The sequence below is a fragment of the Streptomyces sp. NBC_00859 genome, from assembly GCF_045161865.1.
Lineage (GTDB): Bacteria > Actinomycetota > Actinomycetes > Streptomycetales > Streptomycetaceae > Streptomyces.
In genome coordinates this window covers 7,243,613-7,256,181 of sequence record NZ_CP108826.1, presented here as the reverse complement: position 1 = coordinate 7,256,181, position 12,569 = coordinate 7,243,613, and the positions used below count along the sequence as shown (strand labels likewise).

At 68.7% G+C, this 12,569-nt stretch carries 12 protein-coding genes and 1 pseudogene; 5 read left to right on the top strand and 8 right to left on the bottom strand.

The annotated features are described in order from the left end of the window. Positions 1-16: 16 nt before the first annotated feature. From OG584_RS31975 to OG584_RS31965, 3 genes are all read right to left on the bottom strand, one after another. Positions 17-694 carry a response regulator gene (locus OG584_RS31975; RefSeq protein WP_405783049.1) on the bottom strand — a complete coding sequence of 226 codons (678 nt, stop codon included), beginning with the start codon at positions 692-694 and terminating at the stop codon, positions 17-19. Next, on the bottom strand, positions 687-1,370 hold the full coding sequence (locus OG584_RS31970; protein WP_405783047.1) for a sensor histidine kinase: 684 nt from the start codon (positions 1,368-1,370) through the stop codon (positions 687-689). The genes OG584_RS31975 and OG584_RS31970 overlap by 8 nt, the downstream gene beginning before the upstream one ends. A 150-nt stretch (positions 1,371-1,520) precedes the next feature. Beyond that, on the bottom strand, positions 1,521-2,117 hold the full coding sequence (locus OG584_RS31965; RefSeq protein WP_405783045.1) for a TetR family transcriptional regulator: 597 nt from the start codon (positions 2,115-2,117) through the stop codon (positions 1,521-1,523). Between the two features lie 220 nt (positions 2,118-2,337). On the opposite strand from OG584_RS31965, the gene OG584_RS31960 reads away from it, so the two are divergent. Then, positions 2,338-3,492, top strand: a complete 1,155-nt coding sequence (locus tag OG584_RS31960) for an IS701 family transposase (protein WP_405783044.1) — start codon at positions 2,338-2,340, stop codon at positions 3,490-3,492. Between the two features lie 108 nt (positions 3,493-3,600). On the opposite strand, the pseudogene OG584_RS31955 reads toward OG584_RS31960, so the two are convergent. The 5 genes and pseudogenes from OG584_RS31955 to OG584_RS31935 all read right to left on the bottom strand — a co-directional run. Continuing rightward, a pseudogene (locus OG584_RS31955) lies at positions 3,601-3,924 on the bottom strand (transposase); the annotation flags it as partial. Positions 3,925-4,379: 455 nt separating this feature from the next. After that, entirely contained in the window at positions 4,380-5,021 is a 642-nt protein-coding gene (locus OG584_RS31950) for a ScbR family autoregulator-binding transcription factor (protein WP_405783042.1), read from the bottom strand. Between the two features lie 669 nt (positions 5,022-5,690). Then, the gene (gene dmpI, locus OG584_RS31945; RefSeq protein WP_405783041.1) at positions 5,691-5,879 is read right to left on the bottom strand and encodes a 4-oxalocrotonate tautomerase DmpI; all 189 of its coding nucleotides are present in this window, start codon (positions 5,877-5,879) and stop codon (positions 5,691-5,693) included. Positions 5,880-6,136: 257 nt separating this feature from the next. Beyond that, on the bottom strand, positions 6,137-7,744 hold the full coding sequence (locus OG584_RS31940; RefSeq protein ID WP_405783039.1) for an MFS transporter: 1,608 nt from the start codon (positions 7,742-7,744) through the stop codon (positions 6,137-6,139). 471 nt (positions 7,745-8,215) lie between these two features. Next, positions 8,216-8,569, bottom strand: a complete 354-nt coding sequence (locus OG584_RS31935; protein ID WP_405783038.1) for an ArsR/SmtB family transcription factor — start codon at positions 8,567-8,569, stop codon at positions 8,216-8,218. A 206-nt stretch (positions 8,570-8,775) separates the two neighbouring features. On the opposite strand from OG584_RS31935, the gene OG584_RS31930 reads away from it, so the two are divergent. The 4 genes from OG584_RS31930 to OG584_RS31915 all read left to right on the top strand — a co-directional run bounded on the left by OG584_RS31930 (position 8,776) and on the right by OG584_RS31915 (position 12,563). Next, on the top strand, positions 8,776-10,008 hold the full coding sequence (locus tag OG584_RS31930) for an MFS transporter (RefSeq protein WP_405783036.1): 1,233 nt from the start codon (positions 8,776-8,778) through the stop codon (positions 10,006-10,008). A 373-nt stretch (positions 10,009-10,381) separates the two neighbouring features. After that, on the top strand, positions 10,382-10,942 hold the full coding sequence (locus OG584_RS31925) for a TetR/AcrR family transcriptional regulator (protein WP_405783034.1): 561 nt from the start codon (positions 10,382-10,384) through the stop codon (positions 10,940-10,942). 134 nt (positions 10,943-11,076) lie between these two features. Then, entirely contained in the window at positions 11,077-11,658 is a 582-nt protein-coding gene (locus OG584_RS31920) for a DUF4865 family protein (protein ID WP_405783032.1), read from the top strand. Further along, positions 11,652-12,563: a phosphotriesterase gene (locus OG584_RS31915; RefSeq protein WP_405783030.1), complete on the top strand. Its 912-nt coding sequence runs from the start codon at positions 11,652-11,654 to the stop codon at positions 12,561-12,563. Before OG584_RS31920 ends, OG584_RS31915 begins: the two co-directional genes overlap by 7 nt. Positions 12,564-12,569 lie beyond the last annotated feature (6 nt).

The window sequence follows — 12,569 nt, the reverse complement described above, 5'->3', positions numbered from 1 at the left end:
CCGGGCCTCACACCACTCAACTCGCCAGCGGCGCGGTGCGGTTGTTCTGCGGCCGGATCAGCGATAGGGCGATCCCCTTGTTGACCGCGTCCAGCCGGGAGACCGCGTCGAGCTTGTCGAAGATCTTCCGCAGATGGCGCTTGACGGTACCTTCGGTGATGCCCAGGCGGGCGCCGATCTGGCGGTTGCTCAGTGCGACAGCGACCAGGGCGAGCACTTCGGTCTCCCGCTCCGAGAGCCGCTGTGGCCCACCGGGGCCGGGGTGCACCGGGTGCAGTCCGCCCGGAGGCAGCGAGACGGTGACGACGCGCCTCCCTGTGTCGGCGCGCTCGCGTATGGCGGCCGCCAGGGTCTGGCAACTGGTGCTCTTGTGCAGATATCCGCAGACGCCCAGATCCAGCAGCTGCCTCACCAAAACAGGGTGGTCGTCCATGCTCACGATGATGATGCGCAGCTCGGGCTGGCGCTGCAGCAACCGGCGGACGGTGGCCACCGGGTCCTCGTTGTGGGGCATCTGGACATCGAGCAGTGCGACGTCGGGACGCAGCTGAGCCGCCTGGCCGATCGCCTCCTGGGCGTCGCCGGCCTGCGCGACGACCTCGAAGTCCGGCTCGATTTCGAGCATTTCGCACAGCGCCTGGCGCAGCAGCGTGTGGTCGTCGGCGACCAGAATGCGGATCCTGTCCTCAGCCATGGATGCTGCTCTCCTTGATCGGGATCCAGACGGCGACCCTGGTGCCCCGGCCCGGGGCGGAAGAGATGCTCGCGGTGCCCGCGAGCGCGCGGGCCCGCTCCTCCATGCCGAGCAGGCCGTTCGTCCGTCCCAGCCCGTGGACCGCGGCCGGGTCGAACCCGACGCCGTCGTCGACGACCTGGGCGTGGACCTCGTGCGGGGCGATCACGATACGGGCCCTGGCATGGCGGGCTCCGGCGTGGGCCAGGACATTGCGCAGGGACTCGCGGACGATGACGAACACCTCATCGGCGATCTGCGCCGGAATCCAGCTGTCGTCGCCGTCGACGCGCACCTGCACGTAGGGAGCGCAGGGCGCCATGGACTCCAGGAAACCCGTCAGCGACCTCTCCAGTCCGGGCCGGGCGGCCGGTGGCCGGCGCAGCCCTGTGGCGACCTCCCTGGCCACTCCGAGGGTGTCCAGCAGGGCCGTCCTGACGTCGGCGACCCGGCCCCGCTCGGCCGGTCCCAGCCCCTCGGCTGTCATCTCCAGCAGGTCCAGGCGCCGCAGCGCCAGGGCCAGTCCGGTGCCGATCCGGTCGTGAACCTCGCGGGCCAGCAGACTGCGTGCAGCTGCCTCGGGTCCGGCGTCGATGTGCGGCACAGCGGTCCTGCCTTTCTTCGTTGGTCCAGTCACGAAGCCGTCGACAGATAGCGGGAGTTGGACTCGCGTCCGGCCCCAGCCCGTTCATGTCCGGCGACCCACAACGGGAACCATACGGAATGCTCGCTATGTTTTCTACGTCAGAAGAGTCCGCATCGGTAAAGGGAAAGGAAAATGGGTGAGCTACTTCGCCGCGGAGACCCCGCGCAGGGCCAGCTGCCAGATCCGGACCAGCCGAGCGGCGGCACTCTCGGACGGAGCGCCCCGTACCGCAGCAGCGGTACGGATGTGCGCCTCGGCGCCCGCCATCAGATGTACAGCCAGGTCAGCGACGGCCTCAGGGCCGCCCGCCTCGCCCAACTCGCCTTCCCGGTAAGCCTGTTCGAGCAACATGCGCACTGCGGGGAGCCAGACCTGCGTCCAGCAGCCGACGGCATCCGGGCACTCCCGGGCGAGCCGGGCCGCAGACCGCACGATCACGTCCTGCTCCAGGAGCCCGGCAATCCCGGAGGTCAGGTCGACCACGGAGCACAGAGCGGATGCGCGGCTGGAGAGCTGCCGGTCCACCAGGTCGTGAGTCAGTTGGCGCCCCCGGTCGCCGACGGCGTCCGCAAGTTTGTCCTTGGAGGCGAAATGGAAGGTCAGAGCCCCCATGGATACTTCCGCCCTCTTGCAGATCCGGGCCAGTGCGGCACCTTCGTAGCCGTTGCGGTCGATCTCCTCGGCGGCTGCCCGGACGAGGGCCCCTCGCGTGCGCGCCGCCCTCTCCTGAATCACCATGCGTACTCTCCTCGTTCACATACAGCACCGGTCGGACGTCCGGCCGGAAGTAGTCAGCGTGTGGGGGCGGACACCCCGGCGGCAACGCCGACTTGCCGAAGATGCGCGGGGGATCGAAAGGGACATGCCGGGCGTGCCGTGACACCTCCCCCCTCCACTGCGAGCCGAGCGACACCACACCCCGCTAAAACGAAAGTGAGCGTTCTGTATTGTTGGGCGGGTGAGGGACGCCATCATCGGCGGTAAGTGGGAGGACATCGTCATGGCCGTACCCGGAACGACAGGGCCCCCGCAGCAGATCGCCTCGTTCGCCGAGGAACTGTTCGGGCATCTGCCGAGGGCCGACCAGCGTCACTGGGCCCTCACCTACCTCCGGGGACTGCTGGCCGCAGAGGGCCGCAAGTCGGTGCGCAGGCTGGCATCGGCCGTCTCCGAATCCCCCACCGCCGCACAGTCGTTGCAGCAGTTCGTCAATGTCAGCCCATGGGCATGGGCTCCGGCCCGCAGCGCACTGACCCGCTGGAGCGTCCGGCGGGCCGCGCCCACGGCCTGGACGGCCGCCCCGGTGATGCTGCCCAAGCGGGGCAGCCACTCGGTGGGAGTGCACCGGCGCACCGGCCCGGCCGGCGGACGGCCCGTCAGCTGCCAGCTGGGCCTTGCCCTGTTCCTGTCCACCGGACAGCTGGACGTGCCGGTCGACTGGCAGCTGATGCTGCCGGGGCCGTGGGCCGAGGACGTCGCGCTGCGCCGTCGCGCCCGGGTCCCCGACGATGTTCTCCCCCGCCCCGCCTGGGCGCAGGTGCTCGACATGACCGACCGGCTCGCCGTCGGCACCGGCCCGGCCGCCGCCCCGGTGGTCGCGGACCTGAGCACGTTCGTGGAGGACGCGACCCCGCTCGTCGCCGGTCTGAGCAGGCGGGGACGCCACTTTCTCCTCACGGTGCCGGGCTCGCTGCCGGTCACCCCCGCCGGCGGGTTTGCCTCCCGCACAGCAGGCGCCCTGGAACTGCTGCACTCGGGCGGGCACGCCCTGCGCACCGCCGCCCGCTCCGGCCGGCTGCGCCCCGCACACATCACGACCAGCCTGGTCCGGCTGCCCGGCGTCCCCGGCCCCTCGCGCACCTGCCGGCTCTTCACCGAGGTCCGGCCGGCGGGCGGGCGGGTGCCACGGGTGTGGCTGACCGACCTTCCGCACCGCCGCGTCGACGAGTTGCTCCCCCTCACCGAGTGCACGGCCTCAAGCGCCACGGCCGTGCGCCGACTGGAGGATTTCGGGCTGTTCGACCTCGAAGGCCGGTCCTTCCCCGGCTGGCACCATCACATGACCCTCGTCTCCGCCGCATACGCCTACAGCCGCCTGGCCTGTCAGGACTAAATTCTGCCCGGCGGATCATGGCGGCACAGGCTCAAGGCCATGCACAGAACCCTGACGGAGCACGCCAGATGTCTCTACGCAGACGAGTACCGGCCCACCCCAGGTGGTCGGGCGGGTGCGCGGATGCACCGCCGGGGCTCTGACCCGGATCCGTTCGAGGACCGGTACCAGCTGCGGGCTGTCGCCCCGCTGACCCGGCGTCACCAGGAAGGCCAGTGGACGGCGGCCGCCCTCACCGGCCAGGTGGATCTTGGAAGTCAGACCGCCACGGGACCTGCCGAGTCCCTCGTCGGGGCGATGCCGCCAGGGCGTCGATCGCCATTTCGGTAGACGGGGTGTTCCGCGCGGTGCACCGGCAGCGTGCTGGTGGGCCCGGAACGAGGTGGAATCCACGCTCACCGTGCTCCAGTCGGTGTGCCCCTGAGAGTCGGCCCCATGACCAACACAATGGGCCGCGCGAGGCGATCACATGATCCACCGGACAGAACCCAGCGGCGCCGCCCGAGCTGCGCTCCGCGGGTCTCACCAAAGCGGCCGCAGCCGAATACGCCGCTCAGGACATCCGCACCAACGCCGTCGCGCCCGGCACCGTACGGACGGACCGAAGTGGTCAGCGCATGGTTCGGACACATTCCCCGGGCGTGGAGAGGCACTCCACGCCGAACCCCCGCAGCCGCGCACCGCGGAGCCCGTCGAAATGTCCGGGGCGGTCGCTCATCTTCTCGGCGGCCGCATCCTTCGATACCTGAGTGGTCATACCTGTCGCCGGTGGGCTCACCGCCATCCGGCCACAGGCCTGCGGTGCGGCACGGGACGAAAATGCCGGTTGCCCGCGACGCGGACCGCAGGGCGACCGATGAAGCCACCGGCCCCCGTGCCCATTACCGTCAAAGGTGGGCGGCGACCTGCGCGCGTTGCGGACTGACCTCCGTACGGGCCACGACGGCAGGGACAGCGGTCCCGGGCAGCAGAACCCGCCACATGCGTACGGTGCGTTCGGTCAGGTCCTCCCGGGAACGGCCGCTCACCGCAGCCGCGAAAATCTGCATTCCCGAGCAGTGCTCCACGATGAACTCCGCCAACTCGTGAGCGTCCACACCGACCTGCAGCTCCCCCTTGTCGGATGCGACGCGAAGAGACTCCTCCAGGATCTGAGTCCAGTTCCGGTAGGCCGTGGACGCGTCCACGGCGGAGAAGTCGGACTGATCCGTGGAGAGACGGACGCCTGCGCGCAGCATCGTGTTCTGCTGCAGTTGCTGCGACCAGATCATGGTGAGGTCGACCACCCGTTGCAGCCCGTCGGTCTCCGCCAGCGGGACGATCGTGGACGGCTGAGCATTCATCACCGCGCGGGCCAGTCCCTCCTTCGACTCGAAGTGGAAGTACATCGCCCCGGCGGTGACTCCCGCACGTTCGAGAATGCGGCTGACGCTCGCCCCGAAGAAGCCGTGCTCGTCGAAGACCTCGGCTGCCGCACGAAGGATTGTTTCACGGGTCTGCACAGCCCGTTCCTGCTTTGGACGCGCCATCACGTCTCCTTAATAGAACGTTCTCTATGTTAACAGGAAGCTTCGCCCTCAAATGGCACTGCAAACTGCAAATGACGCGTGCAACTTGGCCGATTATCGCCTATTTTGCACCACCCAGGGAAGCGAAATCGACTGCCCCATGGTCAATCCTTGACCCATTCATGACATCTGAAAAGCGAGCACTCTTTATGTCCAGGCATGGAGTGAGTCAAGCCACGACCCACGCCATGGCCGGGATCCACACAGCGTTCGCGAGTTGTGGTGTGCCCAGCGGGGCCCAGCACACGGACGAGAGGCAACTCTCGGGCGATTTGGTTCCTTGCGAGTACGTGCACAAGGACGCACCGTCCGAAGCCCTTCCACGACCTCCTGCTCGGCGCCGAGCCGATGCGCCAAGCGATCGGGGCAACGCGAAGATGTCCGTCTCCCCCGTACGGGCGGGACTTCCCCCGCATGCCGGGCCTCGGCCAGGTTCACCGGAGACAGCGTGGCAGCACGCCGCCGGAAAGCAGTCGCCGTGTCACCGGGACGTGCGGCCCACGTCAGAACAAAACGGCTGAGTATGACGAAGAACTGAACGCCCGCCCGGCCCCGGACTTCTCACACCTCATGGACAAGCCGGTGGCCGCTCCACTGAGCGCACCACCGGCTGACAGAACTGTTCGTGAACTACTTGACGGAGTCGGCGGTGAGTTTACCGGCGGTGCCCCAGCTGTCGGTCGGCACCTCAGTGACCCAGACCTGCACGGCCTCGGCCGGAATCTTGTAGGCGTCGACGAAAGCGTCTGTGATACGCGTGACCAGCTCACGCTTCTGCTCGACATCACGGGGACCCTGCAGAACAGTCACAACGGGCATCTCATGCTCCTGGATTGAGTAACGGGGAACACCGGTCCGTGTTTGCTTTGGTTCGCCGAACCGGCTTCGGTGTGAATACGACGCTATGAGTTCCGTACGGATGTGTGCAAGATGAATGGCCCTTAGGTACCTGCACCGTGTTTCTAAAGGAACATCGTGGCGGGCGCGGACAAGCCGGGCGGCATGGGGCGCCGGCCACGGTGTTCGTGGCTGCCTCCGGGTGTCGTGGGCCCCGGTGTTGACGCTCCCGAGGCGCACTAGCGCAGCGCGCCGGCGGGAATCCGCTCGTCAGCCTGGGTGACATCCTCGGCCACGTCCTCGGGAAGGACTGCCACGGTCGTCTCCACCCGCGCCGTGCGGCGGGCGCCGACCACGGCGACCAGTACGGTGGCGGCGGCCACGAAGGCCGCCATCGCCCACAGCGCGGCATGCAGTCCGCCGGTGTAGCCGTTCGCGGCCACGGCCTTGAAGGCCGCGCGCGAGGCCTCGGGGACCGTGCCGGCGGGACCGGAGAGCTGACCCTGGTTCAGCGCGTCGGCGAGCGCCTGCGGCTGGTGCCCGTACGGCCCGGGGAAGCCGTCGAGTCTGCCGTCCAGACGGCTGCGGGTGAAGGTGACGAGCAGGCTTCCCACGACGGCGATCGAAATGGCCTCGCCGGCCAGGCGCATGGTGTTGAACATGCCGGCGGCCATACCTGCCCGCTCCGGCGTCACGCTGGAGACGGCTGCGCCGTCCATGACGCCGAACGACACCCCCACGCCGATGCCGACCAGGGAGTACGGCCCGAGCGCGGCCCAGTTGCTGATACCTGGGTGCAGCACGGTCAGCCCGGCCACGCCGACCGCGATGAACCCGGTCGACGCGGTCACCATGTGGCGTACCGGAATCCAGCGGAGCAGGTAGCCGGTGATCATCGGGAAAATCACTGTGGGCACGGTGAGCATCATCAGGTCCATGCCCACGTGCATGGTGGACTGGCCGTTGACCGCGGTCAGGTAGCTGGGCAGGTACACCAGCAGCGGAGTCGTGCCCAGGACGATCGCCACCACCGCGACGCAGAGCGAGACGAACTGCGGCCGGCGGAAGAGGCTGAGGTCGAACATGGGGCGCTCCTGGCGCTGTTCGACGACCACGAAAGCGGCGAGCAGCGCCACACAGGCGACGTAGGACGCAATGATCAGCGGCGAGGACCAGCCGAGTTCCGGGCCTTCGAGGAGCGCGTAGATGAGTGTGGCGAGGGCGCCGCTGAAGGTGATGACCCCGCCCCAGTCGACCGTGGTCGCCTCCGGGTCGGACGACTCCGGCAGGAAACCGGTCAGGAACACCACGACCGTGGAGACGATGGCCGGGACCAGGAAGATCGCACGCCAGCCCAACGCGGTGGACAGCGCACCCGCCACGAACGGGCCGAAGGCCAGGCCGACTCCGACCGCAGTGCCGAAGAGGCCGAACGCCTTCGTGCGCGCCGGGCCGTCGAAGAGCTGGGCGAGCAGCGCACTGCCGGAGGTGAGCACCATCGCCGCCGCCAGGCCCGCGACCGCCCGCGTCACATCGAGCATGACGATGCCGGATGCCAGCGCGGAGACGTACGAGGCGAGCGCGAAGCCGATACTTCCGAGGAGAAAAATCCGCCGACGGCCGAAGCGGTCCGAGAACGAACCGCTGGCCAGCATGAAGCTCGCGAACGTCAGGTCGTAGGCGTTGACGATCCACTGGCCGGCCGGGAGGGAGTTGTGGAAGTCACCGGCTACACCCGGCATGGCGATCGACGAACCCGTCAGCGTGATCGGCAGCAGGAACGATGCAACCACCACGATGATGAGACCTATGACGGGATTCCGTTTTCTTGCCGGCGTCTCGTTCATTTCCATCCTTGTCCGTCGCGAATACCTGCCGGAAAAGCTATGCGACGGGCCAGGGGATTTAAATCCCACCTACGCGGTACTCCCCCGGTGTTCCGAAAGAAACACAGCGCGTTCCTTCGGAACACCGGCGCGGCTCTTGCGCCGTACAACTGCCGAGAGAGCGATTGCGGGGAATTAGCGTGCCGGTGAAGCGGCAGGCGGATACGCCCCTGCGGCAGCAGCGAAGGGATGCCCTTTCCATGAACGAACCCGTAGTCGTCGTCGGCGCCGGCCCCCGTCGGGCTGGTCCTGGCATGCGAACTGCTCCAACAGGACGTGCCCGTACGGATCCTCGACGCGGAGCGAAGCCACTCCGGGCAGTCCCGTGCCACAGTGCTCCGGCCCCGGCTGCTGGAGCTGCCGCGGCGCACAGACGTGACCGCCAGCCCGCAACTTCGCGGCGCAGGCCGGCGGCGCACCGTGGCCCGCGGTTCAGGGGTGAGCGGGTTCCACCAGGTCGATGTCCCCGATGTCCCGCCCGATCTGCTCGATGAGCCGGGCGATGCGCTCCTCGTCGCGTCGGTAGTGGGTCCACTTCCCGACACGCGCGGAGCGGACGAGGCCCGCGCGTTCGAGTACGGCCATGTAGGCGGAGACGGTGGACTGTGCCAGTCCGGTCTTTGCCTGGATGTGGCTGACGCAGACGCCGACTTCGTTGACGGGGAAGTGCTCCTCGGGGACGCGCAGCCACTGCAGCACCTGGAGCCGCACGGGGTGAGCGAGCGCCTTGAGGGGCTCAACGAGGGCCGCGGCGCTCTCCGTCATGGACGTTTCGTGTGTCGTCATGGGGCCTTCTCGGACGGGCGCAGGATCGATTCCTACGCATCGAGGACAGGCGATACGTTACGCCATCGCCCGCCGTCCACCGCGGGCGGCGCAAGCGACTTGACACATCACATCGTAATACTGCGATACTTCGATTTGTTCTGCTCTTGTCAGACGCGGCACGGCACGGTCCCGTACCGCATGCCACTACAACGAAGGACTTTCACATGCCTGTCGGGCTCATTGCCCTGGCACTCGGGGGCTTCGGTATCGGCCTCACCGAGTTCGGGATCGTAGGTCTGCTGCCCGAGGTGGCGGACAATTTCCATGTCTCTGAAGCGGCGGCCGGATACCTGGTGTCCGGGTATGCGCTGAGCGTCGCGATCGGCGCCCTCGCGCTGACCGCGGCGATCGCCCGCTTCGACCGCAAGAAGTCCCTGGTCGGCCTCATGGTGCTGTTCATCGTGGGCAACCTGATCTCCGCTGTCGCGCCGACCTACGAGCTGCTCATGGCCGGCCGGATCGTCGCGGCCCTGTGCCACGGAGCGTTCTTCGGTATCGGTGCGGTCGTCGCCTCCGACATGGTCGCCGAGGACAAGAAGGGCAGCGCCATCGCGCTCATGTTCGGCGGCCTGACCGCCGCCAACGTGCTGGGTGTGCCTCTGGGCACCTTCGTCGGCCAGCAGTTCGGCTGGCGCTCCACGTTCTGGGCCATCACGGTCATCGGCGTCATCACGCTGATCGGCATTCAGGTCCTGGTGCCGCAGACCACGTCGGCCGGGCAGACCAGCCTGCGCGGCGAACTCGCCGTCTTCCGGCGCGGTCAGGTCTGGGTGTCGCTGGCGCTCAGCGTCCTCGCCTTCGGCGCCGTGATCGGCGCGTATACCTACATCGCCTTCACGCTCACCGATGTCAGCGGGTTCGCCACCAGCACCGTGCCGTGGCTGCTTGTCGTGTTCGGGGTGGGAACGTTCATCGGGAACTTCATCGGCGGCAAGGCCGCCGACAAGTCCCTCAACGCCACACTGATCGGCATCATGGCGCTCCTCACCGTCCTCCTGGCGGTCTTCGCCCTCACGGCGGAGAACAAGGTCGCCACGATCATCTCGCTGCTCCTGATGGGCACCATCGGCCTCGCGGCGGCGCCCGGCCTGATGGTCCGGATCATGAAGTACGCCGACGACGCGCCCACCATGGCGTCCGGCGCCAACGTGGCCGCGTTCAACGTCGGCAACGCTCTCGGAGCCTGGATCGGCGGGCTCACCATCGCAGCCGGGTTCGGATTCGTCTCCCCGCTGTGGGTCGGTGCCGGCCTCGCCCTCGCCGCCCTCGTCGTCGCGGCAGGAGGTGGCTCACTGAGCCGCCGGCCCGTGGCACCCGTGGGGGTTCCGACTGACGCCGCACCTCATTCGGTCGCCGCCGCACCCCAGGCGGAAACGATTGGGTCCGGCGTTCAGTAGGAGTGCGACCGGGCAGGGAACCGGCCATTGGATGAATCAGGACCGACAGGATCGAGGGGCCTTCGGGCCCCCTCGGTCCTGATTCCTTTACGCCTCGGTACCGGTGCGCCCGTTCCGGGGCACCGGTACGCACGAACAGCGCGGGAAGGGCGTGACGGAACACCGCCGCCGCACGGCCCCACACGAGAAGGTGACGCACGTGTCGGGCTCCGTCTCCCCCGACCGGCCGGTTCCGGCTACCGCCGCGACACGTCTCACTCGACCACAAGCTCTGACAGCAGTACCCAGCGACCCGAGAACCGCCGATCGCCGGATCACCCCGCCCTCTCCGGATCAACTGGACTCTGTACCTACTGGTATGTACATTGCTCTCATGAGCACTCCGGAGCGGCTGATCGAATCCACCCGCGAGCTGCTGTGGGAGCGCGGCTACGTGGGCACCAGCCCGCGAGCCATCCAGCAGCACGCAGGGGCCGGGCAGGGCAGCATGTACCACCACTTCGCCGGCAAGCCCGATCTGGCGCTGGCTGCCATCCGCCGTACGGCCGGGGAGCTGCGCACCTCGGCGGAGGCCGCGCTGGGGGGCGACGGTTCGGCGTACGAGCGGATCTCCGCCTATCTGCTGCGCGAGCGTGACGTGCTGCGCGGCTGTCCGGTCGGGGGGCTGACCATGGATCCGGACATCATCGCCAGCGACGAGCTGCGCGCTCCGCTCGGCGAGACTCTCGACTGGCTGCACGGGCGGCTCGCCGCCATCGTCCAGGAGGGACAGGAGCACGGGGAGTTCAACGGGGCACTCGACCCCGCCCAGGTCGCAGCCACGGTCGTCGCGACCGTGCAGGGCGGATATGTGCTGGCCCGCGCGTCCGGCTCACCCGCGGCGTTCGACGGCGCGGTCGGCGGACTGCTCGCGCTCCTCGCCCCTGCGGCCTGATCCCCGGCCCGCCCGACCGGGGCGCGGCGGCTCCCCCGGACCCGCCGCATCGTTCCCACCGAGGAGTTACCGCACCCACGTCCCGCCGCCCCGCACCCGCGTCCTCATGTCCCGTCCTGACCCAGGAGCACGTCATGCACGCGATGCAGTACGAGATCACCTTGCCCGCCGACTACGACATGAGCATCATCCGCAATCGCGTGGCAACCCGCGGGCACCTGCTCGACGGTTTCCCCGGACTCGGGCTGAAGGCCTATCTCATCCGCGAGCGCGGCCCGCACTCCCCGGTGAACCAGTACGCCCCGTTCTATCTCTGGAGCGCCCCCGCGGGGATGAACGCGTTCCTCTGGGGGCCAGGGTTCCAAGGCATCGTCGACGACTTCGGGCGGCCCGATGTGCAGCACTGGACGGGTCTCGCCCATGAGGAGGGAGCGGCGTCAACAGCCCTGCCACGCACCGCTGTCCGGCGGAGACAGCCGCTGCCACCCGGAACCGATCTGCCGTCGGCCGTCGAGGAGGCCGTGGCACGAACGGCGCGCTTCGCCCGGCTCGACGGAGTCGTGTGCGCCGCCCTCGCCGTCGATCCGCGCCACTGGGAGCTGGTCCACTTCTCCCTGTGGGCGGACGATTCCCCCAAGGCGGTGGGCGACCGGTTCGATGTGCTGCACCTGTCGGAATCCGACCGTTCCGGACTGGGGAGGGGCAAGCAGTGGTGACCGTCGTCCGCACCGTGCTCGGCGACATCCCGGCCACCGAGCTGGGAACGACCGACGCGCACGACCATCTCTTCATCCGCAGCCCTCTGCTGCCCGGTCAGGAACTGAACGATCCGGCAAGGGCGGAGCAGGCGCTGCGGGCGTTCCTGCGCCTCGGTGGGCGGTCGGTGGTGCAGTGGACACCGCACGGAATGGGGCGTGAGCCGGCAGCACTGGAGGCGCTCGCCCGCGCGAGCGGCGCCCATCTGGTGGCAGCCACAGGGCTCCATCAGGCGGTCCACTATCCGGCGGAGCTGCTGACCAGGATCATGGGGACGGCTGACGAGCTCTTCGTCTCCGAGCTGACGGAGGGGATCCGGGACACCGGCGTGCGGGCCGGGCTGATCAAGGTTGCGGGGAGTTTTCACGGCCTGGACGCACACGCCGTGCAGACCATGCGGGCCGCGGCGTCGGCCCACCACCGCACAGGCGCGCCCATCGCCGTACACCTGGAACTCGGAACGGGCGCGACGGACGTACTGGACCTGCTGTGCGGTGAGTTGGAAGTGCCGCCGTGCAGCGTGCTCCTCGGCCATCTCGGCCGGTGCCCCGACTCCGTCATGCATCACGAGGCGGCGGAGGCCGGGGCGTTCCTCGCGTTCGACGGGCCTTCACGGACGAACCACGCCACCGACTGGCGGCTTCCCGAACTGCTGCTCTCACTGGCGGACGCCGGGTACGCCGACCGCCTGCTGCTGGGCGGGGACACGACGACGCCCGGCACCCCCGGGATGCCCCATCTCCTCGGGCCGCTCCGCTCGCGGCTTCGACTCACCCTGGGCGAAGACCTGTTGGAGCAGATCTTCACCTTGAACCCGGCCCGCGCGTTCGCACTCGCGCCGCACACCAAGGGCGCGAAGGGCTGAGTACGG